This window comes from Nocardiopsis mwathae (assembly GCF_014201195.1).
GTDB lineage: Bacteria > Actinomycetota > Actinomycetes > Streptosporangiales > Streptosporangiaceae > Nocardiopsis_C > Nocardiopsis_C mwathae.
Genome location: NZ_JACHDS010000001.1, coordinates 757,670 through 782,521 on the forward strand (window position 1 = coordinate 757,670; position 24,852 = coordinate 782,521).

The 24,852-nt window shown below is 67.8% G+C and carries 25 protein-coding genes; 14 read left to right on the forward strand and 11 right to left on the reverse strand.

Annotated elements, in window-relative coordinates; genetic code table 11:
- Nucleotides 1–30: 30 nt before the first annotated feature.
- Nucleotides 31–735, reverse strand: coding sequence for a TetR/AcrR family transcriptional regulator (locus HNR23_RS02860; RefSeq protein WP_246421548.1), 705 nt, complete (start codon nucleotides 733–735; stop codon nucleotides 31–33).
- 378 nt (nucleotides 736–1,113) lie between these two features.
- On the opposite strand from HNR23_RS02860, the gene HNR23_RS02865 reads away from it, so the two are divergent.
- Genes HNR23_RS02865 through HNR23_RS02875 form a run of 3 tightly spaced genes read left to right on the forward strand, consistent with a single transcriptional unit; the run spans nucleotide 1,114 to nucleotide 3,917 of the window.
- The gene (locus tag HNR23_RS02865; RefSeq protein WP_184073195.1) at nucleotides 1,114–2,097 is read left to right on the forward strand and encodes an ABC transporter ATP-binding protein; all 984 of its coding nucleotides are present in this window, start codon (nucleotides 1,114–1,116) and stop codon (nucleotides 2,095–2,097) included.
- Nucleotides 2,090–2,890: an ABC transporter permease gene (locus tag HNR23_RS02870; RefSeq protein WP_184073197.1), complete on the forward strand. Its 801-nt coding sequence runs from the start codon at nucleotides 2,090–2,092 to the stop codon at nucleotides 2,888–2,890. Before HNR23_RS02865 ends, HNR23_RS02870 begins: the two co-directional genes overlap by 8 nt.
- A gap of 10 nt (nucleotides 2,891–2,900) precedes the next feature.
- Entirely contained in the window at nucleotides 2,901–3,917 is a 1,017-nt protein-coding gene (locus HNR23_RS02875; protein WP_184073199.1) for a Rossmann-fold NAD(P)-binding domain-containing protein, read from the forward strand.
- A 215-nt stretch (nucleotides 3,918–4,132) separates the two neighbouring features.
- Here HNR23_RS02875 and HNR23_RS02880 read toward each other — a convergent pair whose 3' ends face one another.
- Entirely contained in the window at nucleotides 4,133–4,594 is a 462-nt protein-coding gene (locus HNR23_RS02880; RefSeq protein WP_281381822.1) for a fumarylacetoacetate hydrolase family protein, read from the reverse strand.
- Between the two features lie 326 nt (nucleotides 4,595–4,920).
- On the opposite strand from HNR23_RS02880, the gene HNR23_RS02885 reads away from it, so the two are divergent.
- Nucleotides 4,921–6,348 (forward strand): IS1380 family transposase, encoded by a 1,428-nt coding sequence (locus HNR23_RS02885; protein ID WP_343070401.1) that lies wholly within the window; start codon nucleotides 4,921–4,923, stop codon nucleotides 6,346–6,348.
- Nucleotides 6,349–6,520: 172 nt separating this feature from the next.
- Here HNR23_RS02885 and HNR23_RS02890 read toward each other — a convergent pair whose 3' ends face one another.
- Nucleotides 6,521–6,787, reverse strand: coding sequence for a type II toxin-antitoxin system VapC family toxin (locus HNR23_RS02890; RefSeq protein ID WP_221308009.1), 267 nt, complete (start codon nucleotides 6,785–6,787; stop codon nucleotides 6,521–6,523).
- 128 nt (nucleotides 6,788–6,915) lie between these two features.
- Complete coding sequence (locus HNR23_RS02895) at nucleotides 6,916–7,146, reverse strand: FitA-like ribbon-helix-helix domain-containing protein (RefSeq protein ID WP_184073203.1); 231 nt, start codon at nucleotides 7,144–7,146, stop codon at nucleotides 6,916–6,918.
- Between the two features lie 206 nt (nucleotides 7,147–7,352).
- Between HNR23_RS02895 and HNR23_RS02900 the strand changes: the two genes are divergently transcribed.
- The 8 genes from HNR23_RS02900 (at nucleotide 7,353) to HNR23_RS02935 (ending at nucleotide 15,261) form a co-directional block, all read left to right on the forward strand.
- The gene (locus HNR23_RS02900) at nucleotides 7,353–7,784 is read left to right on the forward strand and encodes a PPOX class F420-dependent oxidoreductase (protein WP_184073205.1); all 432 of its coding nucleotides are present in this window, start codon (nucleotides 7,353–7,355) and stop codon (nucleotides 7,782–7,784) included.
- Nucleotides 7,785–8,214: 430 nt separating this feature from the next.
- Complete coding sequence (locus HNR23_RS02905) at nucleotides 8,215–8,736, forward strand: DUF4231 domain-containing protein (protein ID WP_246421922.1); 522 nt, start codon at nucleotides 8,215–8,217, stop codon at nucleotides 8,734–8,736.
- 138 nt (nucleotides 8,737–8,874) lie between these two features.
- Entirely contained in the window at nucleotides 8,875–9,873 is a 999-nt protein-coding gene (locus HNR23_RS02910) for a LysR family transcriptional regulator (protein WP_184073209.1), read from the forward strand.
- Between the two features lie 183 nt (nucleotides 9,874–10,056).
- The gene (locus HNR23_RS02915; RefSeq protein ID WP_184073211.1) at nucleotides 10,057–11,334 is read left to right on the forward strand and encodes a CaiB/BaiF CoA transferase family protein; all 1,278 of its coding nucleotides are present in this window, start codon (nucleotides 10,057–10,059) and stop codon (nucleotides 11,332–11,334) included.
- On the forward strand, nucleotides 11,331–12,119 hold the full coding sequence (locus tag HNR23_RS02920; RefSeq protein WP_184073213.1) for a crotonase/enoyl-CoA hydratase family protein: 789 nt from the start codon (nucleotides 11,331–11,333) through the stop codon (nucleotides 12,117–12,119). Before HNR23_RS02915 ends, HNR23_RS02920 begins: the two co-directional genes overlap by 4 nt.
- Nucleotides 12,116–12,904 carry an acetoacetate decarboxylase gene (locus HNR23_RS02925; protein WP_184073215.1) on the forward strand — a complete coding sequence of 263 codons (789 nt, stop codon included), beginning with the start codon at nucleotides 12,116–12,118 and terminating at the stop codon, nucleotides 12,902–12,904. The genes HNR23_RS02920 and HNR23_RS02925 overlap by 4 nt, the downstream gene beginning before the upstream one ends.
- The gene (locus tag HNR23_RS02930) at nucleotides 12,901–13,914 is read left to right on the forward strand and encodes a 3-hydroxyacyl-CoA dehydrogenase NAD-binding domain-containing protein (RefSeq protein WP_184073217.1); all 1,014 of its coding nucleotides are present in this window, start codon (nucleotides 12,901–12,903) and stop codon (nucleotides 13,912–13,914) included. Before HNR23_RS02925 ends, HNR23_RS02930 begins: the two co-directional genes overlap by 4 nt.
- 162 nt (nucleotides 13,915–14,076) lie before the next feature.
- A complete protein-coding gene (locus HNR23_RS02935) occupies nucleotides 14,077–15,261 on the forward strand; it encodes an acyl-CoA dehydrogenase family protein (RefSeq protein ID WP_184073219.1) in 1,185 nt (394 codons plus the stop codon).
- Nucleotides 15,262–15,366: 105 nt separating this feature from the next.
- On the opposite strand, the gene HNR23_RS02940 is transcribed toward HNR23_RS02935, so the two are convergent.
- The 3 genes from HNR23_RS02940 to bla (HNR23_RS02950) form a co-directional block, all read right to left on the reverse strand.
- On the reverse strand, nucleotides 15,367–15,888 hold the full coding sequence (locus tag HNR23_RS02940) for a hypothetical protein (RefSeq protein ID WP_184073221.1): 522 nt from the start codon (nucleotides 15,886–15,888) through the stop codon (nucleotides 15,367–15,369).
- Between the two features lie 530 nt (nucleotides 15,889–16,418).
- Nucleotides 16,419–17,336, reverse strand: coding sequence for a class A beta-lactamase (bla, locus tag HNR23_RS02945; RefSeq protein WP_184073223.1), 918 nt, complete (start codon nucleotides 17,334–17,336; stop codon nucleotides 16,419–16,421).
- Between the two features lie 165 nt (nucleotides 17,337–17,501).
- Nucleotides 17,502–18,419 carry a class A beta-lactamase gene (bla, locus tag HNR23_RS02950; RefSeq protein ID WP_184073226.1) on the reverse strand — a complete coding sequence of 306 codons (918 nt, stop codon included), beginning with the start codon at nucleotides 18,417–18,419 and terminating at the stop codon, nucleotides 17,502–17,504.
- A gap of 241 nt (nucleotides 18,420–18,660) precedes the next feature.
- On the opposite strand from bla (HNR23_RS02950), the gene HNR23_RS02955 reads away from it, so the two are divergent.
- On the forward strand, nucleotides 18,661–19,557 hold the full coding sequence (locus HNR23_RS02955; protein WP_184073228.1) for a LysR family transcriptional regulator: 897 nt from the start codon (nucleotides 18,661–18,663) through the stop codon (nucleotides 19,555–19,557).
- Nucleotides 19,554–20,459 (forward strand): serine hydrolase, encoded by a 906-nt coding sequence (locus HNR23_RS02960; RefSeq protein WP_184073230.1) that lies wholly within the window; start codon nucleotides 19,554–19,556, stop codon nucleotides 20,457–20,459. The genes HNR23_RS02955 and HNR23_RS02960 overlap by 4 nt, the downstream gene beginning before the upstream one ends.
- Before the next feature lie 114 nt (nucleotides 20,460–20,573).
- Here the strand turns inward: HNR23_RS02960 and HNR23_RS02965 are convergent, their stop codons facing one another.
- The 4 genes from HNR23_RS02965 to HNR23_RS02980 all read right to left on the reverse strand — a co-directional run bounded on the left by HNR23_RS02965 (nucleotide 20,574) and on the right by HNR23_RS02980 (nucleotide 24,807).
- Entirely contained in the window at nucleotides 20,574–20,936 is a 363-nt protein-coding gene (locus HNR23_RS02965; protein WP_184073232.1) for a hypothetical protein, read from the reverse strand.
- A 119-nt stretch (nucleotides 20,937–21,055) separates the two neighbouring features.
- Nucleotides 21,056–23,689 (reverse strand): TPR repeat region-containing protein, encoded by a 2,634-nt coding sequence (locus tag HNR23_RS02970; RefSeq protein ID WP_184073234.1) that lies wholly within the window; start codon nucleotides 23,687–23,689, stop codon nucleotides 21,056–21,058.
- Between the two features lie 57 nt (nucleotides 23,690–23,746).
- On the reverse strand, nucleotides 23,747–24,079 hold the full coding sequence (locus HNR23_RS02975) for a hypothetical protein (protein WP_184073236.1): 333 nt from the start codon (nucleotides 24,077–24,079) through the stop codon (nucleotides 23,747–23,749).
- A gap of 515 nt (nucleotides 24,080–24,594) precedes the next feature.
- Nucleotides 24,595–24,807 carry a hypothetical protein gene (locus HNR23_RS02980; RefSeq protein WP_184073238.1) on the reverse strand — a complete coding sequence of 71 codons (213 nt, stop codon included), beginning with the start codon at nucleotides 24,805–24,807 and terminating at the stop codon, nucleotides 24,595–24,597.
- Between the last annotated feature and the right edge of the window lie 45 nt (nucleotides 24,808–24,852).

Below are 24,852 nucleotides of genomic sequence, written 5' to 3' on the forward strand. Positions count from 1 at the left end.
CGCGCGGCGGTCCGTGGTCCGCCGGACGCCCTACTCGGGGGGCTCCGCCTCCGCCGAGCCGTCGTGGATCAGGCGCTGGACCTGCGCGACGGTGGGCAGCAGCGAGGTGTGGTCCGGCCGGTCCGCGGGGTCGGCCGGTGCGCGCAGGAGGCGCCGCATCCCCGCGCGCAGGAGAGAACCGTCGATCGAGGCCGCGCCGCTGAGCGCGAGGACGGAGACCCCCTGTTCGAGGGCGGCCATGAGCTGGGCGACCCCGTCGGCGGCGATCTCCTCGTCCGGTGCCCGGTGGCTGCCCGCGACGCGCTCATAGGCGTCGAGAAGCGTCTGGATCCGGGTGCGTAGGGCCGGAACGAGCGCCTCGTCCCGGGCTGCGGTGGTGATGAACTCCAGTGTCGCGAGTTCGAATCCGCGGACCAGTCTCTCCGCCTGGATCCGGTCGCCGGCGATCTGCGGGGGGAGGGCGCCCCCGGCATTCTCGGCGGGGGCCAGCGGGTCCCACTGCTCACCGCGCAAAGTGCTCAGATTGTAGTCCAGCACGGCAAGGAACAGCTCGGACTTGCCGCCGAAGTTCGAGTAGACCGCCCCTTTGGAGAAACCAGCCGTATCGGCGATCTCCTCCAATGACGCACCGTGGTAACCGTCGCGGCTGAAGGTCATCAGCCCCGCTTCGATCAATGCGCTGCGCGTTTCCTGCTTCTGCTCGGCGCGAGTCCGTCGCTTTCGTCGTGCGGGCATCGGCCGATGGTGATTCATGGTCGCATTCTAGCCCGATTCGCCGTGACGCTTCGCGCAGTCGGACCGGGGCGCCCGGCGCCGGGCGGCTAAACGGGAGGCGCCGGACCGCGGACGGGCGGGCCCGGCGCCCCGGTGTCCCCAGCGCCCGCCGGGGCGACCTGGACGACCCCGCCGACCTCGCAGACCCGGTCGACACGGGCGACCCGGGCGAGCGGAACCAGTGGAACGACCTGCCCGAACTCTGGACAGCCGCACCGCGGCACCGGGCCCCCGCCACCCTTGACGTTCTCACGGTATGGAACTACTCTCATAATTAAGATACCTACGGAATCTAAAGTCCGTTGGTCTGGAATCCGTGCAGGAGCTACGGAGATCACGATGAGTGACGCGATTCTTGAGATCGAAGGCTTGACGCGGCGGTTCGGAGCGGTGCTGGCGAACGACGCGGTCAGCCTGAAGGTGTGGCCCGGCGAGGTGGTCGGGCTGCTCGGGCACAACGGAGCCGGCAAGACCACCCTGGTCTCGCAGGTGGTCGGGCTGCTCCGGCCCGACGGCGGGTCGATTCGGGTCGTGGGGGTCGACGCTGTCGCCCACCCCGCGACGGCGCGCCGCTGCGTGGCGCTACAGGCCCAGGCACAGGCCCCGCTGGACGGCCTGACACCGCGGGAGGCGATCGAGATCGCCGGGCGGCTCCGCGGCATGTCCCGCCCCGCCGTCCGGGAGGCCGCCGAGCTCATGGCCGATGAGCTGGACATCGGGGAGTGGTTCGGCCGGCGCGCTACCCCCGACGGCGGGGGGATCTCCGGCGGGGTGCGGCGCCTGACCGCGTTCGCGATGGCCGCCGTCGCACCGGTGCCGCTGGTCATCCTCGACGAACCTACCAACGACGTGGACGCGGCCCGCCGCAGGCGGCTGTGGGGCATGGTCCGCCGGCTCGCCGACCAGGGCACCGGGGTCCTCCTGGTCACCCACAACGTCGCCGAGGCCGAGCACGTGATGGACAAGCTGGCGGTGCTCGACCGCGGCCGGGTGGTCGCGGCCGGGTCGCCCAGCAGGCTGCGCGGGGCCGAAGGGGGCGAACTGCGCCTCGACCTCTCCCTGCCGCCCGGCGCTCCGGACCCGTCCGAGCCGCTGGAGGCGCTGCCCATCCAGATCGTCCGCCGTGTCCAGACCGGGCGCCGGGTGCTGCTGAGCCTGGCTGCCGCCGACGCCGCGAACGCGGTCGCCTGGGCGACCGAGCTGCGCGCGGCCGACCGAATCGAGGGCTACACGCTCTCGCCCACCACGCTTGAGGACGCCTACCTCGCCGCCACGGCCGACGCCGGTGCGGCGGCGACTGACGAGGAGCCCGCCCATGTCTGAGACGGCCGTGCGCGCACGCGAGGAGGAGCGGGCCCGGCCCGGGGTCCCCGACCGCGCCGCCCGGGGGACCACGGTCTGGATCCTGCTGCGGTGGACCATGGCCCAGACCGGGGCGATGCTGCCGCTGTTCCTCGTCGTCCAGGCGGCCATCGCGGGCGCCGTCGTCATCGGGTTCGGGCTCCTCATCCCGGACATCGACACGCCCACGGCGGAGCTGCTGTCCACCGGCGCGCCCACGATCCTGATCCTGGTCATCGGCCTGGTCCTGTGCCCGTGGGGCGTGGCCGGCGCCCGAACCAGCGGAACCCTCACCTACCAGCGAGCGCTCCCGGTCCCGCGCCCGCTGCTGCTGGTGTCCGACCTGGTCGTCTGGGTGGTCATCGCGCTGCCCAGCATCCCCGTGACGGTGCTGGTGGCCCACCTGCGCTACGGGATCGACTACTCGTTCGACTGGCCGCTGCTGGCGGGGGTGTTCGTCCTCGCCACGGTCATGGCCGTCTCGGTGGGCTACGCGATCGCGGTGCTGCTGCCGCCGATGATGTCGCAGCTGGTCAGCCAGGTGATGGTGTTCTTCGTGATGCTTTTCTCGCCGATCACCTTCCCGAAGGACCAGCTCCCCGACTGGTTCCAGGCCGTCCACAACGTGCTCCCCTTCCAGGCCGCCGCGGACCTGCTGCGCGCCGGGCTGCTCTCGGACCGGTTCGAGGTGAGCGGCAAGGCCCTGGCGGTGCTCGCCGTGTGGTGCCTGGTGGGGCTGGCCGTAAGTGTCCGATCCATCATTCGACGTTCCTAGGAGTGCTTTCATGAGTCGTTGGCTGGTACTGGGCGGCACCCACTTCCTGTCGCGGGAGGTGGCGGCCGCCGCCGTGGCCCGCGGACACGAGGTGGTGTGCGCGGCCCGAGGTAAGTCCGGACCCGTCCCCGACGGGGCCCGGCTGGTGAAGGTGGACCGCGACGAGGACGGGGGACTGGCCCCGCTGCGCGGTGAGAGGTTCGACGCCGTGGTCGACACGGCCATCATCTCCTACCGGTGGGTGCGCGAGGCCCTCGCTGAGTTCGGGGACACGGCCGGACACTGGACCTTCGTGTCCACGATGAACGTCTACGCCGACCTGTCGCGCCGCGGCGAGGGCGTGGACACCCCCCTGCTGGAACCGCGCTACACGGACCCGGACGGGCCCGAGGACTTCGGCGCGTACGGGCCGATCAAGGTCGCCTCCGAGGGCGCGGTCGGCGAGGCGGTTGGCGACCGCGCGCTTGTGGTGCGGCCCGGCCTGGTCGCCGGGCCCGGCGACCCCTACGACCGGTTCGGCTACTGGCCGGCGCGGTTCGCCCGTGGCGGGCGGGTGCTGGTCCCCGACGCGCTCGACCAGCCGTTCCAGATGATCGACGTGCGCGACCTCGCCGAATGGATCGTGGCCTCCGGCGAGCGGGGGCTGACCGGCACCTTCGACGCGTCCGGTCCGCGTATGACACTGGGGACGGTGTTGGAGGAGGTGGCGGTCGCCGTCGGCGCGCTCGACTTGGAGCTCGTCGCGGCGTCACCGGGGGAGCTTGGCGAAGCGGAGGTGATGCCGTGGCAGGGGCCTCGTTCACTGCCGCTCTGGCTCCCTGAGAGCCACCACGGCGTGGTCGATCGGGACACCGGCCCGGCCCTGGCCGCAGGGCTGCGCGTTCGCCCGGTCGCCGAGACCGCCCTGGCCTGCCTGGAGTACGAACGCGAGCTCGGGACAGAGCGCGAACGCCAGGCCGGCCTGGCGGCGGATGAGGAGGCCGCACTGCTGGAGAAGTTGAGGTTCGCGGACGGGAACCGTGGTTGATCCCATCCCGGCTCACGGCTGGATCTTTGGTTGGGGGCGCCGACGCGTCGCTGACGGCCACCTTCGGCGACGCCAATCTGCACCGCCTGCGCGACAACATCCCGCTCTGAGCACAGGCCTGCCGCGACGACCGGCTGCGCTGGGGATCTTCCACACACGTCGCACCTGACCACGGTCGCTGCGCGGGGCCGCCGCCCCTGGTCGTCTCCTGCGGTTCAGGGGCGTGAGCGGGGACGCTCGCGCCCGTGGGGGATGGGGACGGGGGCGGTGCCCTCGACGATGCGGTTCAACACCGAGCCGGTGCCCTCCATCGTCAGCGTCACCACGTCGCGCGGTTCGCGGGGCGGCGGAGACTGGTCGCCGGTGCGGCCCCAGGACTCGGCTGGGCAGCCTCCGTTCCCGCAGGTGCTCGAACCCAGCACATCGCCCTTCCGTAGGAGGGTCCCCCCCCGGGAGGCGTAGGCGGCCATCTCCTCGAAGGTCCACGACATGTTGGACAGCAGATCAGTGCTCACCACCTCGCCGTTCACCTCCGCGGTCAACGCCAGGCGCAGGAAACCGTCCCCGTCCCGCCGCGGTTCCAACTCGTCGGCCGTGACCAGCCACGGCCCGAAAGTGGAGGCGGCGTCCTTGTCTTTGCACAGGCTTAGGTCGACCTGCATCTCGCCGGACTCCAAATTCCGTCGGCAGTGTGTGTGATTATAGCTTACAGCCGGAAACGGGTTCGCCCTTTATCTGGCTGATAACCCCCTCAAACAGAAGGTATAGGGAATCTTGAAACAGGTAGTGGCGTGCTCCCCTCATCGCAGCGTCTGTGTGACATGCACGCGCTGAGCAGCAGGGAGCCCGCTATGACTGGCAGCCCTCCCCCTAGCTTGTTGTTAACCCTGCTTATTCAGAGGAATTGGACTCTTTACCCCGTTAACAGCACGAAAGGTGCTCTGAACTGCAAGGATTCGAGTGTCGAGTCCGTATCCACAGCAGAATCAGGAGCACCTTTCTGGTGGGCGAGCCTACACGCTGGGACCGCGGCCTGTCCGTCACAACCGACGGAAAACACCTGGTCGGCCACGCCGGAGCGCTGCTGCTGCGCAAGCTCGCCGACCGCACCGGCCTGACCGCCACCCTCACCGCCGCACTGCCCACCAGCACCGCCCGTTCCTGGCGGCAGCGCGCCCACGTCCTCGTCCACCTCGCCGTGGCGATCGCGCTGGGAGCCCGAAGCCTGCTGGAGGCCGAACGCCTCCACCTCCACCACCGCCACCTGTTCGCAACCCCGGCTTCTGACTCCACCCTGCACCGCACGCTGGATGCCCTCGACGAGAAGACCATGGCGGCCATCAACAAGGCACGCAGGCACGTCCGCCGCCACGTGTGGAGCCTGCTGCGCCTGCGGCCGGGAGGCTTCCCCGACCTCGAAGCGGCCGGGCGCGATCTCAAGGGGCGGATCGCCGTCGACCTGGACGCCACCGTCATCACCAGCGCCTCCAAGAAGCAAGGGGCCGAGCCGACGTTCAAAGGCACCTTCGGATTCCACCCTCTGGCCGCCTGGTGCGCCAACACCGGCGAGTGCCTGGCCATGGAGCTGCGGCCGGGCAACGCCGGGGCGAACACGGTCGCCGACCGCATCCGCGTGCTGGCCGCCGCCCTGGACCAGATCCCCGGATCATCGGCGGCCAAGCTGCTCATCAGGGCGGACGGTGCGGGGGCCACCCACGGCCTGCTGGAGCACCTGGAGGCGCTCACCACCACCCGCCGCACCGTGCGCTACACCGCGGGCTGGAAGATCACCGGTGAGGACGGGGCCGCGATCGCCCGCCTGCCCGAGGACGCATGGGAGACCTCGCTTACACAGGCGGGCAACCTGCAGGAGGGCTATGAAGTGGCCGAGCAGACCGGGCTCAACACCCGGCAGGGATGGCCGCAGGGGCTGCGGCTGATCGTGCGCCGCGTCCGCCCCTCCAGGAGGCACAAGAAGAACCTGACCGCCTTCGAACGCACAACCGGGTGGCGCTACTCGGTCACCGCGACCAATATCGGGCGGATGCGGGGGATCGCCGGGTCCCACCAGGTGCAGTTCCTCGACGCTTTGCACCGGAACCATGCCGGGGTCGAGGACCGGGTACGCACGAACAAGGCGATGGGCCTGCACCGGCTTCCCTCGGCGTTCTGGCAGGTGAACCGCGGCTGGGTGCTCGCCGCGAACATCGCCTGCGACCTGGACGCCTGGCCGCGCCTGCTCACCCTGCACGACCACGACGACCTCGCCGGGGCAGAGCCGCAGACCATGCGGTTTCGCCTCTACCACCTGCCCGCCCGGCTGGCCCGCCACGCCCGCCGCCGGATTCTGCGGTTGGATCGCACCTGGCCCTGGGCGGAGGTGTTCGCCACCTGCTGGCGCAGACTCAGCGGCCTGCCCGCCGCCGGCTGACGGCGGGCCCGACCCCGATGAGAAGCAGGGAGGAGGAGAACGCCGGCACTCCGGGCGTGTGGAACCCGGCGCACCCCGCGGCGTCACGCGACGGCCCGTCCTCCATCGGCCGGGGACATAACGGGCGAAGTGCCGGGTCGATCAACGGCCTCACCCCGCTGAAAAATCGAGGCTAGGACACGACGTCGATTTCGCAGCGTGTGGTGTTCGCGCGCTGGATCCGGGAATCCGACGTGAGAAGCGGGGCGTCGAGCCACTCGGCGAGAGCGACGTAGTGAGCGTCATAGACCGAAAGGTTCGACGAGAGTTCGCGGACGCGTTGCACGAACGGAGCCGCCTCGTAGCGGTGGATGGAATGAGCGTGGTAGTCGCTTATCGCGTCGTCCAGGGCCTGAGTGTTGATCTTCGGGTGTCGTCCGCGTGCCATTCCCAGGAGCACCGAGGTGATCTCATAGTCCTAGAGGTAGGGGGCCGCGATCGTGTCGGACGCGATGTGCTGCCGTACGCGTTTGCCTCGTTGGCCGGTGTCGGACAGTCCGTGTACCAGCGCTGAGCAGTCGATGACGATCAACGCGATGACCGCATCTCGTCGATGACGTCGGTTACGTCCTGTGCGGATAGTTCGATGGATGCGTGCTGCTCCATGCGCTGCGCTATCTCGGCGTTGGTCGGGACGGATGCGTCCTTTTCAACGAGTTCGAGAAGGTACGATTGCAGGCTTTTTCCGGATTTTGCCGCTCGGATCTTGAGGGTTCGCAGTGCGGATTCCGGGACTCGTCTGATCGTTACATCAGGCATGCCATCAATCTAGCGTCAGTGGTGACGATTCGTCAGCATGGTTGACGTCCTCCCTGGCCTGAAAGCCGGGGCACCCTCGCCCAGGAATCAGCGGGGGCCAGGTGTGCGGGGTTCCTGGTCCCCCGGGCGGTGGGGCGCTTGGCCGTGTGGGTGGGGGTGGGGGACCTGCTGGGAACAGGCGATCAGGCTGCGGTGTCGTACTGGACATGACCGATACACGATTCAGTCCACACGCGCTGCTCGCGGAGAGTCGGCTCGGTGTGCTTGCGACGATCAAGTCGGACGGCCGACCGCAGCTTTCTCCGGTCATGCCCTTCTATGACCGGGAGGCCGGTGTCATCTACGTTTCGATGACCGAGGGGCGGGCCAAGACGGTGAACCTGCGTCGGGATCCGCGGGTCGCGCTGGAGGTCACGAGCCCTGACGGCTGGGCGTGGGCCACCGCCGAGGGCATGGCGACACTCACCGGACCGGGAACCGATCCCCAGGGCCCTGAGGTCCAGGCGCTGGTGGACTACTACCGGAAGGCCGCCGGGGAGCACCCGGACTGGGAGGAGTACCGGTCGGTGATGGTGTCCGAACGTCGGGTGCTGATGACGATGTCGGTCGACCACGTGTACGGCGAGAAGCTCAGCTGATCGAGCTTCGACGGCACGTCGTGCGCCCGGGGCCGCGCTGGCGGCCCTGCGGTGGCCACCGCAGGTGCGGACACGATCTCCGTGGTCCACGATGAACGGCGCCCGCGACTTTCGCCGGGCGCCGTTCGTTCGCACGGACTTCTCGGGACTCCGACGGCCGGCCGAAGTGCTGGTTCATGCCCTGATGAGAAGTATCTTCCCTAATCTCGAATTCCCGCATTCTTCGCGGCGTTCGGCGCGGATCCCTTTCTGTCTCTCGCGGTCGATCTTCCTATTCCATGGATTGCCTCGGTGATCGCGTATACATTGGACACCGCTGGAAAGTGGATGGAGGATCACCGCGAGGAGACGCGTTGACCCGTCGAGATCATTTCCGAGCCGGTCCGCCGTGCGGTCGTCGTGGCCGCCGAGCTCGGGGTGTGGGGGCGTGATGCTCGACGTCGACGAGTCCCCGCCCGGCCACGACATCGCGTATGTGGTGCTGCGGCTTCGGGACCGCTATCGCCGCCGCGCCAACCGAGGGGTGGTGCTGTTCCGGGCGTCCGGCGCCCTGCTGATCACCGTCGGCGGCCTCATGCCGGTCCTGGCCATGGCCGACTACCCGTTCAAGACGGCGACCCTGTCCGTCGCGGGCGTCCTGATGTCGCTGTCCGCGAGTCTGCACACCTTCTTCCGCTGGGACCGACAGTGGCAGATACTTCGCAGTGCCCAGTTCAGGCTGGAGGACGCGTATTTGGAATGGTCGCTGCGGACCGCGGCGCTGGCCGATCTTCCCGAGGAAGAGAAGCGCCGCAAGAACCTCGACGCCGATCGGCACCTGTTGGACAGGTACAAGTCGATCAGGGAGGGGGAGTCCAAGCAGTTCTTCACCCTGCTCCACTTCCCGAGCACGTCCGGCACCCAGCCGGACAGCGGGGACAACGGGCGCGGAGGGCCGGATCGGCCGACGTAGGCCGCCGGCGGCCGAAACAGCGGGACCCGCCTACGCCGCAGTGCCACGCCCTTCCCGGCCCACCCCCGCCCCGACCTGCCCGGAAGGGAGGACCGCGGTCGGGCCGGGAGAGCACGCCCACCGGGTAGGGTCACCGCTATGGAGATCCACCACCTGCGGTACTTCGTCGCGGTCGCGGAGAGGCTCAGCTTCTCCCGGGCGGCAGAGGATCTCCACATGGCGGTCTCACCGCTGAGCCGGAGCGTCCGCGATCTTGAGCGGGATCTCGATCAGCGCCTGTTCGACCGGGACTCCCACCACGTCGAGCTGACCGCGGCCGGGACCGCGCTGCTGCCGATGGCCAAGGACGTCCTCGCACGGTTCGACGACATCCCCTGGCAGATGCGGCGCATCCTGGGCGCCGCGCGCCTCACCGCCTACATCGGTATCCCGCCGGGCCTGCACCGGCGGATCCGGGACCGCCTGGTCGAACTGGAACGCGGCCGCCTCGGCCGGTACGACATCAAACGGTGGCCGGGGCATAGCCGCGCCCTGCTGAGCGCTGTGCAGCGCGGCGACATCGCGCTCGCGCTGGTGCACCTGCCCGCGCACGCCGAGGGTGTCGAGGTGGCCGAGGTGATGCGGGAGCCCCTCGGGGCGGTCCTGCCGGCCGCCGAGTTCGCCGGGCGTACGTCGGTCGCGCTGCGCGAGCTCACCGGGCACACCTACGTCAGCACCGGATCGGACATGCTGCCGGTCTACTTCGACCAGATCCGGGTCCGCTTGGAGGCGGCCGGGATCACCCGCGGCATCGTCCTGGACTCGGCGGACTACAGCGGGGTGTCGGAGTTCGTCGCCAACGGCTCGGCGTTCTCCATTTCCATGATCGATCCGATGAGTGAAATGCGCCGGTACCGGGGCGAGGGCACCGTCGTCCTCCCCTTCGAGGATTTCTCCCCGGTCCTGACGACGGGGCTCGCCTGGCGCACCGACCGCGCCGCCGCCGGCCGCGAACTGCACGACCTCGTCGCCGCCGCGCGCGCGATCCTGGCCGACCCCGACCCGGCAACGACGTCAGGCACCGACACCGCCCCCGCCCCCGGTCCAGACTCCACCCCCGGTCCCGACACCGGCAGCGGCACCCCGGCCGAAGCGTAGGTCCGCGGACCGGGCCGCAGCCCCGCTCCAGAGCCCGCACCGACACTGCGGCGTGACCTTTGCGGTCACGCCGTTGTTCTCCCATCGGTTCCACCGACCGCACTTTCCTCCCCTCCGGGGGGCCTAGCGTCGTTCTATGGAGCGAAAAACCGCTCGAACCACCTTTTCCACCGGGGGATGAATATGGATTCCGATGGCATTTCCGAACCCCGATCCCAGCACGCAGCGGGGCCGCTGAGCGGAATACGCGTCATCGACATGGCGACCGTGGTGATGGGCCCCTACGCCGCGCAGATCCTCGGCGACCTCGGTGCGGACGTCATCAAGATCGAGTCGCCCAACGACTCGGTCCGCACCGGTACCGTCCACCGCACGCCGGGCATGACCCCGCTCAACCTCAACGTCAACCGCAACAAGCGCAGCGTCTCGCTCAACCTCAAGGACGCCGAGGAGCGCGACCGCGCCCTGGAACTCATCGGCACCGCCGACATCCTGATCACCAACATGCGCATCGGGGCGCTGCGCCGCCTGGGCATGGACCACGCGAGCCTCGCCGCGGCCTTCCCCGGCCTGGTCTACGTGCACGCGCAGGGCTTCCGCCCCGACTCCGACCGCGCCGACCTCGCCGCCTACGACGAAACCGTCCAGGCCGCCTCGGGCCTGATCGACCTGGCCAACCGGGCCGGCGACCTGCGGACCCCGGCCGTGCTGCCCAGCATCCTGGCCGACAAGGTCAGCGCGCTGACCATCGTCTACTCCGCCCTCGCGGCCCTGGTGCACCAGCGGGCCACCGGCCGCGGCCAGCTCGTGGAGATCCCGATGGCCGACACCATGCTCGCCTTCAACCTCGTCGAGCACCTACAGGGGCACACCTTCGAGCCGCCGCTCGGCCCCACCGGCTTCACCCTGTCCATGAACAAGGGCCACCGCGCCCGACCGACCCGCGACGGCATGGCGATGATCATGCCCTACACACCCGCGAACTACCGCGCCGTCTTCACCGCGGCCGGCCGCCCCGATCTGGCCGAGGACCCCCGCGTCAACGGCCCCTTCATCGACTCCCGGCGCCATGGCGAGGAACTGGCCGACCTGCTGGACGACGCCACCCCGGCACTGACGACCGCCGAGTGGATCACGGTCTGCTCCGAGCACAGCGTCCCCGTCGGACCGGTCCTCGAACTGGAGAAGGCCACGGAGGACCGCTACGTCCGCGAAGGCGGGCTGCTGGACGTCGCCGAGCACCCCACCGAGGGCGCCTACCGCGTCATCGGCATCCCCACGGCCTTCTCGGCGACCCCGCCCTCGGTGCGGCGACACGCGCCCCGACCCGGTCAGCACACCGCGGAGGTCCTGGCGGAGCTGGCGGCCGACGACATCGCGCCGACGGCGGGCGGCGACGCGCCGCGAGAACCGCGGCCGCACACGGTATCGGAAGCGGAGACCAAGGAGGTCGTGCGATGAGTTCGTCCGCTCAACCAGCACCCGAAACCCCCGTCCGGACACACCGGACCGGCGGCGTCCTGGTCATCACCATCGACCGCCCGCACGCCCGCAACGCCATCGACGCCGAATGCGCGCGCGGACTGGCCGCCGCCTGCGAGCAGCTCGACGCCGACCCCGACCTGCGCGTGGGCGTGCTCACCGGCGCGGGCGGCGTGTTCAGCGCCGGAATGGACCTGAAGGCCGCCGCACGCGGCGAGTCGGCGGCGGTGCCCGGCCGCGGCTTCGCCGGAATCACCGAGGCCGCCATCGCCAAGCCGCTGGTCGCCGCCGTCGAAGGTCCCGCGTTCGGCGGCGGGTTCGAACTCGCCCTGGCCTGCGACCTGGTCGTCGCGGCCGAGGGCGCCCGGTTCGCGCTTCCGGAGGTCAGGCGCGGCCTGATCGCCGGGGGTGGCGGCGTGGTCCGGCTGCCCCGCCGCGTCCCGTACCACCTGGCCATGGAGCTGCTGCTGACCGGGCGCGCGGTCGACGCCGCCGAGGCACGCTCGCTCGGCCTGGTCAACCGGGTCGTGGCCGACGGGGAGGCGCTGAGTGCCGCCACCGGCCTGGCCGCGCAAGTGGCCGGCAACGCGCCGCTGGCGCTGGGGGCGGTGAAGCGGATGGTGGCCCTGTCCGGTGGGGTCCCGGAGGCGGACGCCTTCGCGGCGCAGCGCCAGGAGGTCCGTGCCCTGCTCGGCTCGGCCGACTTCGCCGAGGGCGCCCGCGCCTTCGCGGAGAAGCGTGAACCGGATTGGACGGGCCGATGAGACGCGAGCAGGTCGCCCGCGGGCCGGTCACGCCGCTGACCGCACCGGCCTACCCGCCGGTCCGGTCGCGCTTCACCGACCGCGAATACCTCAGCATCGTCTACCGGACCGACCCGGAGGCGCTGCGGGCGGTGGTCCCCGAGCCGCTGGAGATCGACGAGCCGCTGGTGCGCTTCGAGGTCATGCGGATGGGCGACGCCACCGGTTACGGCCCCTACACCGAGGCGGGGCAGGCCATCCCCGTGCGGCTGGGCGACGAGCGCGGCGAGTACCTGCACGCCATGTACCTCGACAGCTTCGCGGCCACCGCCGCCGGACGGGAGGCGAGCGCCTACCCCAAGGCGATGGCCGAGCCCCGGCTCTTCACCGAGCAGGGGGCGCTGGTGGGCACGGTCCACCTGGGGTCGCTGCAGGTGGCGGTGGCCACCATGGGTTACAAGTGGGCCCAGCTCGACCACGGGGAGGCGGCGGCGCAGGTCGGCGTGCCGACCTACATGCTCAAGACCGTTCCCGGGCGCCCCGGCGGACCGCCGCGCGTCTGCGAGCTGGTGCGGACCCGCATCACCGACCTGGTGGTCAAGGAGGCCCACACCGGGCCGGCGCGGCTCCAGCTGTTCGAGCACGTCCTCGCGCCGATGGCCGACCTGCCCGTGCGCGAGGTCGTCACCGCCGGCCACATCCTGACCGACCTCTCGCTGGAGGCGGCCGTACCGGTCCACGACTACCTGGACCCCGCGGGAAGCGGCGTGGAGCCGAACCGCGAAGGAAGGAAGGGGAGGGCATGACACCGACACAGCTCCCGGGCCGGCCAGGGGAACCACGCGGTCCCCGCGGCCCCGCGGACCCCACCGAATGGCGGACCGCCGCGGTCGTCGGGGCCGGAACGATCGGGCTCTCCTGGGCGGCCCTGTTCGCCGCGCACGGCCTGCGGGTCCGGCTCGCCGACCCGCGCCCCGACCTCGGCCGGGTCCTGAGCGAGGCGCTGCCGCGCCTGGCGGTCGGCCTCCCCGGCCTCAGCGCCGACGAGCTCGCCGCCGGGATCACGACCACCCGCGACACCGACGAGGCGGTGGACGGCGCCGACCTGGTCCAGGAGAACGGGCCGGAACGAGCCGACGTGAAGCGCGAGCTGTTCGCCCGGATCGCCGCGGCGGCCCCGGTCGGCGCCGTGCTGGCGACCTCCAGCTCCGGTATCCCGGCGACCGAGATCGCCCGCGACCTGGACGGTGACGCCGCGGCGCGCACCCTGGTCGCCCACCCGTTCAACCCGCCGCACGTCGTCGAGCTGGTCGAGATCGTCCCCGGAGAACGCACCGCGGAACCCGTGGTGCGGGCGGCCTCCGCGTTCTACCACCGCCTCGGCCGCACCCCGGTGCGGCTGCGCAGGGAGGTCCCCGGGTTCGTCGCCAACCGGCTGCAGAGCGCCGTCATGCGCGAGTCCATCCAGCTGGTCCTGGACGGTGTCGTCAGCGTCGACGAGCTCGACACCGTCATGAAGACCTCGCTGGGCGCCCGCTACGCGACCATCGGCCCCTTCGAGTCCTTCCACCTCGGCGGCGGCGAGGGCGGTATCCGGCACATGCTCGACCACCTCGGCCCCGGCATGGAGCGCCGCTGGCAGGAGTCGGGAACCCCCGAACTCACGCCGTCCGCCGTCACCGAGCTGACCGCCCAGACCGAGCGGGCCTACGGCACCGGTCCGCGGGCGCAGCGTGACCGGGCCCCCGCACGCGACCGGCGCCACCTCGCGCTCATCGACGCGCTGCGCGCGGCCGCGGGACGCGATCGCCACTGAGCCGTCCCGCGGAATCCCGGTCGCAGCCTCGGTCGCTCCGTTGATCTCGGGCGGACGGTTGGAATTCTCGACGGAATTCGAACCGTCCGCCCGAGATCAACGGAAGAAGTCGGCCCCGGACCGCGGCGCTATCCATCTCTCTCGAACAGGAAGTCTTCCACCATGTCCAAGAACCCCATCACCACACCCGACTTCTTCGGGTACGGCGACCTGCTTCCCGAGGACGAGCGCGCCGAGCTCGCCCGGATCCGGGAGTACCTGGAGACGGCGGCCAAGCCCCTGGCCGATGCCAACTGGGAGAAGGGCGAGTTCCCGCCGGAGGCCGTCGCCACCTTCGCCAAGCTGCGGCTGGCCGACTACTCCTACCCCGAGTACGGCGACGGGCGCACCCGCAGCCCGCTGTTCAGCGGCTTCCTCAGCCTGGAGCTGAACCGGGTGGACCCGTCCCTGGCCGTGTTCTCCGGTGTGCACACCGGGTTGGCCATGGGCAGCATCTACGGCGGCGGCGACCAGGAGCAGCGCGACCGCTGGCTGCCCGCGATGGCGGCGATGGACACCATCGGCGCGTTCGCCCTGACCGAGCCCGAGGGCGGCTCGGACGTCGCGGGCGGCATGCGCACCACGGCCCGCCGGGAGGGCGGGGAATGGGTGCTCAACGGCGCCAAGCGCTGGATCGGCAACGGCACCTTCGCCGACCACATCGTGGTCTGGGCGCGGGATGTGGCCGACGGCGTGGTCAAGGGGTTCGTGGTCGACAAGGGGACACCCGGGTTCACCGCCACCAAGATCGAGGGCAAGATCGCGCTGCGCATCGTGCAGAACGCCGACATCACCCTGGACGAGGTGCGGGTCCCCGAGGCGAACCGGCTGCAGAACGTCAACGGCTTCCGGGACACCGCCCGGGTCCTGGCCCGCACGCGCGGCGGGGTGGCCTGGCAGGCGCTGGGTGTGGCGGTCCGCGCCTACGAGCTGGCCCGCGAGTACGCGGTCACCCGCGAGCAGTTCGGCAAACCCATCGGGGGCTTCCAGATGATCCAGGACCTGCTGGTCAGGATGCTCGGCGAGGTCACCTCGATATTCGGCCTGGTGGTCCGGCTCAACCAGCTGGTGGCCGAGGACCGCTGCCGGGCGGACCAGGCGGCGCTGGCCAAGGCGGTGGCGACGACGAAGATGCGCCAGGTGGTCGCCTGGGCCCGGGAGCTCTTCGGGGGTAACGGGATCGTCCTGGACTACGAGGTCGCCAAGTTCTTCGCCGACGCCGAGGCGATCTACTCCTTCGAGGGCTCACGCGAGATGAACACCCTCATCGTCGGCCGCGCCATCACCGGCCACAGCGCCTTCGCCTGATCGGCGCCGGGCGCCCGGGGACGCCGCCGGAAAGGCGGTCGACGCGCCGAGGGGCGCCCTGCCGTACGGCAGGGCGCCCCTCTACTCGTTACCGGGACGCTCCCGTCAGCCCCGGAACCAGTTGGTTCGGTAGGAGTCGTGGCAGCCGCCGCTCGGGTCGTTCACCACGCACGCGCGGTACTGGAGGCCGGACCGGCGCTCCTTGCCCCGGGTGAAGTTGACGTGGCCGTTCCGGGACTGCCACTGAGTGGTTCTGCTGCTGTTGCGGACCTCCAGGCGGATGTACTGGTTGGCGTTGCTGTAGTCGGTGACGCGGGCCCAGATGACGCGCTGCCCCGAGACCATGCCCTGGCGGACCTCGATCCTGCCCCGGTCGGTGTTCCGGGCGGTCAGGGTCCGCGGGCTCGAAGCGTTGCTGACGTTGTACCACGTGGGCGGGATCGCGGTTGCCCTGGTCGCGGTGAGTGCGGCGCCCTGGGCGTTGTCAGCGGACGCGGCGTAGGTGATGCGCGCGTCGGCGGGGAGGGCTTCCTCCGCCGTGGCGGTCCCGGCCAGCAGGCTGGCGCCCATGAGGCCGCCGACCGCGACGGTCAGGATACGAGTAGCGAAGCTTGCGGTCTTGCGCAACGGTGTCTCCTCGGTTCGATGCCCCGGATCATCCGGAACGTCGTGAAGAATCCATTACCTGTGCTTTGCCGGGCAATGACTTTCGACCGAGATTGAAATCCTTCCCGGGAACGCATCCGGTTCTGGGCACGACCACGCAGGTGGGCGGCGCCGAATTCGCCGTGAGTAAGCACCCTGTTCCTGCGGCGATCGGAATGCCGCTGCCGGGAATGTGGTAATGAACGCCTCTGCGTGTGTGACGGGCGCAGTGAGATGCCCCCCCGGGGCCGTGCCCGGCGCCTTATCCGGAAGTGTCCTTTCACCTGCGCGGAAACCCAACCTCGCCCAGCTGTTCGGAATTTTCCGCCGACCGCGGGGAGGATGCGTCCGAGTGGCGCGACTGCGGGCGCGGAAGCCCGGGCCGCATCCGGTACTCGGATGTCGGCCCGGGGTGCGGCGGAACGCGGGTGCGTGCTCCGCAGGGTGGCCGCCCCGCGATCGCCCGGCCGACTCAGTGCGGTGCGCTACCGCCTGGAGCCGCCCGCGGCGGACTAGCTCAGCGCCTTGACGGCGACCCTGGTCGCCTCGGCGATCAGGGCGTCGTCGCGTTCGGCGTTCTTCTTGTCGCGGCTGGACATGATGGCGAAGACGATCGGGTCGCCGTCGGGGCGCCAGGCGACGGCGATGGTGTTGCGGGTGCCGTAGCCGCCCGTTCCGGTGCGGTCGCCGATGGTCCAGTCGTCGGGGACCCCGGCGCGGATCGTGGTGTCGCCGGTCGTGTTGCCCCTGAGCATGTCGTTGAGGATCTCACTCTTCTCCTCGGGCAGGGCGTCGCCCAGGGTGAACTTGCGCAGGGTGTCGGCCATCGCCTCGGGTGTGCTGGTGTCGCGGATGTCGCCGGGCTCGGCCTCGCTCAGGTCGGGTTCGATGCGCTCCATCCGGATGGTGTCGTCGCCGATCTCCCTCAGGGCGTCCTCCAGGCCGCTGGGGCCGCCGAGCCCGCGGAAGAGGAGGTTGGCGGCGGTGTTGTCGCTGTACTGGACCGCGGCCTCGGAGATCTCGCGCCACGTCATGCCGGTGTCGAGGTGTTTCTCGGTGATGGGCGTGTAGCCGATCAGGTCGTCCTCGGTGTAGGTGACGACCTCCTCCAGGTCCTCGATGGACTTCTGCCGGAGCAGCGCCCCCACCGAGAAGGCCTTGTGGGTGGAGCAGTAGGCGAAGCGCTCGTCGGCCCGGTAGGCGACGGCTTGGTCGGTGCCCGTGTCGATGGCGTAGACGCCGAGGCGGGCGTCGAATTCGTTCTCCAGCCGCTGGAACTCCTGCTCGGAGGCGGAGTCCGCCGCGGCCCGGTTCGCGGTGGTGGATGCGGGTGTGGCGGTGGTGTCGGCGGTCGCGCAGCCGGTGAGCGGCGTGAACGCGAGCGCGGCCACCGCCGCGATCGAAGCACGTCGGGTGAGGTGGAACCGCATTTTCGGCGCTCCTGTCCGTGGATATCGCGGGTGTCCTGCTGCTCTGCTGTCGTGCTGACCTGTCGCCCTGCGTTCGGGGCCGCGGCACGGCCGAAGCCGGACCGTGGCCGGGCCGCCCTTCTCGCGGCGGCCCGGCGCATCGGTGTCCGCCGATGCGGTCGGCGTCTACGTCAGGGCGTCGACGGCGACCTTGGTGGCCTCGGCGACGAGCGCGTCCTCGTACTCGGCGTCCTTGTCGTCGCGGCTGGTCATGATCGCGAAGACGATCGGGTCGCCGTCCGGGCGCCACGCCACCGCGATGGCGTTGCGCGTCCCGTATGCCCCGGCGCCGGTCCGGTCGCCGATGGTCCAGTCGTCGGGGACTCCGGCGCGGATCAGGTTGTCCCCGGTGGTGTTGCCCTTGAGCATGTCGTTGAGGATGTCGCGCTTGTCCTCCGGCAGTACGTCACCCAGCGTGTACTTGCTCAGGGTCGTGGCCAGGGCCTCCGGCGTGCTGGTGTCGCGGATGTCGCCGGGCGTGGCCTCGTTCAGCTCGGTCTCCAGGCGGTCCACGTGCGTGGTCTCGTCGCCGATCTCCTTCAGCGCGTCGCCCAGCCCGCTCGGCCCGCCCAGCTCGTGGAAGAGGAGGTTGGCGGCGGTGTTGTCGCTGTAGCTGACCGCGGCTGCGGCGATGTCGCGCAGCGGCATCCCGGTGTCGACGTGCTTCTCGGTGATGGGCGAGTAGGTGACCAAATCGTCCTCGGTGTAGGTGACGATCTCGTCGAGCTCGTCCAGGGGCGTCTGCCGCAGGACCTCGGCGGCGGAGAACGCCTTGTGGGTGGAGCAGTAGGCGAAGCGCTCGTCGGCGCGGTACTCGACGACCTCGTCGGTGCCCGTGTCGATCGCGTAGACGCCGAGGCGGGCGTCGTACTCGCTTTCGAGCTGCTGGAGCTCCTGCTCGAAGGCGGAGTCCGCCGCGGCCCGGTTCGCGGTGGTGGACGTGGGATCGGCGGTGGTGTCGGCGGTCGCGCAGCCGATGAGCGGCGTGAACGCGAGCGCGGCCGCCGCCGCCAGTGAGGCACGTCGGGTCAGTTGGAACCGCATTTTCGGCGCTCCTGTCCTCGTGAATATCGCGAGTTTCGCGTGTGTCGTGCGCGCCGGCGCCACCCAGAGGGGCCGAGCCGTGCCCGGACCGACGATCCCCCACGTCGGCCCGGGCGGCAGGCCGCACGACCACGGGCGCACCCCCGTCGGGCGGCCTTGCCCAGCAGTCTCCGGGCAGTTCGTGATGCTGTCGAAGACAAAAACGACCGGTTTCATGCTGAATGCGCATAACCTGTGGCCCATGGACCTCGTCGGCGCCTGCCGGGCCTTCGTGAACGTGAGCGAGAGGGGCAGCTTCACCCTCGGCGCCTCGGCCGCGCGCATCCCGCAACCGGTCGCGAGCCGCCGCATCGCGGCCCTGGAGAAGCACCTGGGCGGGCGGCTGTTCGACCGGTCGACGCGCAGGGCGACGCTCACGCCCTTCGGCCGCGAGATGCTGCCTTCGGCCCAGCGGCTCGTGCAGCTCGCCGACGCGATGGAGCACGACGCGGAGCGCGCCAAGCTCACCCCGCTGCGCTTCGCCGTCCCGGACATCTGCTCGGCTCGGGACCTCGCCCACCTCGACATCCAAGCCCGTGAGCTGGGCATCTACCTCGACTTTCACCCCGCGCCGCCCGCCGGGCGGGCCGAGCTGCTGCGCTCCCAGCAGGTGCGGATGGCGCTGGCGGAGGTGCCGCAGGGCGAGGGCCGGTGGTCGGTGCCGCTCGGCCTGGCCAGTGCCGCCGAACCGAGCGCCGGGGCCGTCTTCGTCGAGACGCTCCGCGTCGTCCGGACCGAGCGGGGGACGCGCCGGCGCCGCATCTGGATCCAGCCCGAGGACGACGTCCCGCAGATCCGCGACCGCATCATGCGCGTGCGCGACGCCGTCGGCCTCCAGCCCGCGCAGGTCGCCGTCACGTCGTCGCTGACCCGCGCCGCCGCGGAGTGCCTCGGCTCGGCCGACTTCGTCCTGGCCTCCACCCACCAGGCCGAGGAGCTGGGCCTGTACTGGCGCCCGATCGGCGAGGTGTGCCTGAGCCGCAGCTACGACGTCGTCGGCGGCGACGGCTCGGAGGCGGCCGACCGGATCCGGAACGACCTGTGGCACGGCGTCGCCGAATGCCTGGGTGCCCCCGCGCGCAGGGAGGCAGCGGCGTGAGCGTCGAAGCCTTCCTCCGCGAACTGCGCGCCGAGCTGGACGACGCGGGCCTGCGCGGCTCGTTCCTGGTGCGCGACCTGCACTCCGGCACCGAGCTGGGGATCGAGCCGGACCTGGCCTTCCCCACCGCGTCGCTGGTGAAGGTCCCGCTCGCCATCGCGACGATCGACCGGATCCGCCGAGGTGAGCTCGACGGCGCGGAGCGGCTCGTGGTGCAGCCGGGACGCAGCACCGTCCGTGGGCCGGTGGGGCTCAGCAAGTTCCGGCACCCGGCCGAGATCGCGATCGACGACCTGCTCTACCTCAGCACGTCGATGAGCGACAACACGGCGGCGGACATGCTGTTCGAGCTCACCCCGCCCGCCGAGGTCGCGGCGGCGCTGCGGTCGTTCGGGCTCAACGGGATCACCGTCCGCCACACCATGCGCGACCTGGTCGAGACCCCGGCCGAACGCTTCGACCCGGCCGACGTCCACCTCGCCCACTCCCTGGCCATCGGCGCGGGCACGGCCGGGCGCGGGCACAGCGTCGCCCAGCTCGACGTGACGCGCGCGAACTCGGGCTCGGCCCGGTCGTTCGTCGACCTGCTGCAGGCGCTGTGGGCCCCGTCCGCTATCCCCGCCGAGGTCGCCGAGCGGGTACGCGCGCTCATGGGGGAGAACGTGCTGCGCCACCGCCTGGCGCCCGACTTCACCTCCGACGCCTCGAAGTGGTCCTCCAAGACCGGCACCCTGCTCAACCTCCGCCACGAGGCCGGCGTCGTCGAACACGCCGACGGCCAGACCTTCGGTATCGCGGTCCTCACCGAATCCCGCGTCCCCGCCATCAGCCAACCGGGCGCAGAAGCCCTGATGGCCCAGGTCGCCCGCCGATTGAGGGACCACCTGCGGTCACCTTGCTGAGGCAGAAAAACAATTCGATGTCACGACATTGTTCGAAGGATGTAGCCGATCACTGCCGCGGCGAAGCGGTAACTGGACGTGCAAATCCGGTTCTCTATCTCTATCGGATTCTGGTCATCGTCCCTGAATATTTTCGCTCTCCCGGATTGCCATCGCTCTTGCGCCGAGCAGGACTGTTGGGATGGCCGCGATGATAGCCAAGGCCTGTCGCTGGCCACGTCGTGCTTCGCAGATCGTGTTCAGTCTTGTCTCTGAAACACCCGAACCGTAGTCTTTGTCCCAGTCGCCAAAATCCAAGATAGGAGGACCGGCCACTAGGCTGGGGCTGCAAACAATCAATGGTTCATACCAGGTATTTCTATTGGAAACGCCCCATGATGGGGCGGCCAGCAGGATGACTACCACGAAGAATCCCAGCCACGCCCCAAACTTGAACCATTTATACTTTCCCTTCTTCTTTCGGGCGACGTCATTCAAGGCAGAACTCCCATCATCCACTGTTCAAATCCAATACACGCATCAAATGGCGGCATTCAACGCAGCCCATATCCACATCCTCCACAACGGTGCGTGCCCGAGACCGACGGCGTCGAGCGTTAGTCATCATCCTTGGCATACAGTCCGTTGATGTCGTCCCCATCATGGAACTTCTTGTAGTCCTCAACATTCTTGCTCATGAACCGCTTTGAGTAGTTCTCGTAGGACTTCCACTGCTCACCGACATAGGTGTCGACGAGATCCGAGGCTTTATCTCCGGAGATATCAGAATCACCGGCGTATTCGTAGGAATTGCGCCCCGACTGCTGCTCTACGCGAACTTCGTCGAGAACCTTGGAAATATCATGATTCGCGACCTCGTAGTCCTCCCTGTCAAGCTTTCCCGGTGATGAAATCAAATCCTTGCCAGGAGATTTCCAGATCACACTTCCCGAACCATCTCCTTCAAGGTTTCTGTCCAGTGAGGATTCAATGTCATTCGCATCCAACTTTCCAGCTGCAGTCAGCATATGTATCATCTGCAGTTCTGCATCAAGCCTCATAGAGTCTTCCGCTCTATCGGCGAGTTCCTGCCCTTGGTAACTCCGTTCGATCGTCGGCTTCCTGTCATCGTAGTAGTCGTTCAGGAAATCCTGATACGACGCCTTCGTCAATCCCGCCAACGAAGACCCAACTCCGCCCCCCGGAACCGAGCCGAGGAAGAGGTCAATCGCAGCCTCACCGCCTCGTTTGTTGAGTTCCTTTTCGCGCTCGAACGCATCCTCCACATTTCCGTATCGAGAGAACGCCTCGTTGATCACCGCTGAATCAACGAGCGACTGCAGGCGGCCTGCCCTGGCTCCAAGATACTCTGGGCCTCCGCCAATGTAGCTGTCCATCGCTTCAAATTGCTTCGCCTTTGCGAGTCCGACAGTATTCACAGCTGTATCTTCGTCGCCCATCAGATACTGCAGGAACCGAACACGTGCCCGAGGGTCCAGCCGAAGTTTCGACTGGTCATTATAATATCCCTTCTCTTCGGAATAATCTGATGGAACCCCAGGTTCGAACTCGTAGGCTCCATCTGGATAGCTCATTCCGAAGTCGTCTACGCGACTCTCGAACAGCTTGAATAGACTGTCAGCGAGTTCCGAATTGTATTGAGTGAAGGACGCATTTCCTTCGCCATACCCGTCTCCCACTTCGATACCGGTATCGACAAGTGCGTCGAACATCTCATCACTAGAGATGACCTTGATCAAACTTGCTGCGGCATCCCCAGCCAGCTTGCGCTTATCGACATCAAATGGATCATTTATGTCGTTGGAGATCCAGTCGGTCAGGCCTCTTGCTGCCTCCCCGTTGTCGTCCCACTCGTATCTGAATAGGCCCCTAACCATTTTCTCGGTATCAGGATTATCGAGGATTCCGTCCTGGTATCCGGTAAAGACGGCAGCGCTTGCTTCCTTGTTTCTCGCCGTAATCCCCAGAAGCTCTTCAAGGCTTTGACTTGCCTGGGGACTCCCAAGAAGCTCGAACTTGGAGTCAGGTCTGTTGAAGTGGTCGTCAAGCTCCATTCCCACAGTCATTGTTAGACCAGCGGAGAAGTGCTTTCCTCCGGTGATTTCCGGAGCTGAGGACAGCATCCTTGTGAGACTGTCCACGGATTTGTACCACTCGTTAGCCGAAGACTGTTCACCTGTTGGTGATCCGCCTGGAGCTCCATAATGCGTATAGGGGGTCGAATCCTCATACGCACTTGATCCTTCAAAGATCTTTTGTACGCTCTCAGGGAGTTGGTTGTAGCTACCCCCGAGGCTTTCGTCGGAGAGTGCGAGGATCGCGCCACCCAAGGCTCCCAGCAGTGCCTCGGTCTCCGCAGAGTCCCACCTTCCCTCATTCGCGAGCGCATCAAGGTAATCCGGAATCCCGATGACACCCTGAGCCCGAGGGTTTGCAACAGATGTTTCGTCGAACTGATCCAGTCGGTTTAGAAACTCAGAGAGAAATTCATTCTCGTTTTTCGTCAACCTCTCTCCGCTGCCCTGCTTGTCGCGTGCGCGGGCGCCAATCGCTTCGAGGGCAGCTTTGATAGCGTAGTAATTCTCGTCTATCTCCTTTTCCCCACTCAAGTACCGTTCCATCTCCCGAGCCATCTTCTTTCCCTGCTCCGGAGTGACTGGGGTGGGGGCATCCGATCCTATGAGGTTGTAAGGGATCCAACCGAGGCGACCGCCCTCCATGAGCTTCTTGACGCTCGAAGGAGTCACGCCCTCCTTCAGTCTATTTCCGCAATCATCTGATTTTCCTTCTAGCTCTTTCCAGTAGGCCCTGGCCTTTGAATTAAGATCACCCACTTGCTCGTTGAATTTGTTTGTATGCTCTTTCTCCTTTCCGGCCAATACCATGGGGCCAATGGTTAGAGCAAAGGAAGCCTTTAGGGTCAGATGCTCGGCTTCAAGAATCTTTATTTTACGATCGTACCATCTGAGGTCGTCTGCCCATTTGGCTGTTACGCCAGCCGCGTAGCTAGCAGCCATGGCAGCTTCTTTCCATTTGAGTTCGTTATACGACCCCGTATTCTTGATGTCGTCAGATACGATCTCACTGAACTCCATAGCTGAACTGCCAAAGTTTTCGCGAACCGCTGAAGATCCTCCAGTAATCCTGTCAAAAACCTTCCAAAGAGTCTCGGCCGCGTCGTCCACATCACCGTCGGTGGCGTCCGGCTCCTCATAAGTAAACTCAAGCATTTCTGAAACTCCTCTATCTATTCCTGTGTGAAGATGAAAGGCGAGATTAGAATTGTGTTACCAGTTGATCCGCCTCGACAATCCCGCGCCAGAGGCGCTGAACGAATTATCGTTCGCGGAATCCGTGCTCCCGACTCCTGATGCAGCGTCCTGTACGTTATAGGCGCCTCCTAGGGCATGGCTTTCTACTTCGCTCATGAATGATTCGTATTCGCCGCCGAAACTGTCGTATCCGGAAACTCCCGGCGTCTTTCCAACTGCTGTATTTGCTTCATCTATTGCTTGGTTGAAGACAATCGTTAGGCCTCGCAGTCCATTCGCTGTTATGACAAGGTCGCGGCCCTTTCCAAGGGCAGCTCCGACATTGGCGCCTACTTCGTCACCGGACATGAAGGGACCTTTCCACTGGGCAGGATCTGTGTGGAGACCTGGTCTCTTGTTCGGCGTCGTCGCCGAAGATCCGATCAGCCTGACAGCATGTAGTACTACCACGCCTTACGGTCAGGTTCGTACGCGTGCCGACAACGCTAAGGTTTCTCCCTGCTGCCAGGCGGATGAGGCGTAAGCACTTCAGACATCAACGATGCTTCTGACCAGCGCATTCTCCAAGAGTCGCTTCTGCTGGCGGTATCTCATGGCCAGTCCTCAACCCTCCTCGTGTGCTTGCAGATGACCTCATCTGGTCATGGCAGGCTCAGCCCAGCCGCGTCGGGCGGCTTCACTCCTAAACCGAACCGTGTTCGTGTCGGTGGGGTCTGCCATGGCGACTTCGGAGCTCCGGGCAGGGGAGAGAATGCTACTTCATGAGCGTTGTGTCGCTTCCCATCGACCCGCTACGTCACGTTTCGGTGGACCCGATCGGTGTGCTCGGAGATGTCGCTCACTTCGACGAAATTTCGGTTCGGTCAGAGCAGGCGTACTTCGGGTGCGTGCTTGCGTCCATGGGCGAACACATTGGCCGCTGCGGTCGCCGCATCCGGTCCGTGGCTGGCTACGGACATACGAAAGACGCCATGGAACCGGGAGATGAGCGCGTCCAGCTCGTCGGTGGGTACCTGGACGGCATAGTCGTCGACGCTGATCCCCTGCAGAACGAAGGTGAACTCGTACTCGGACATCGATCGTCGCCCTTCCCCGGGGCGTCCGTCTGATGTAGTCGCAGT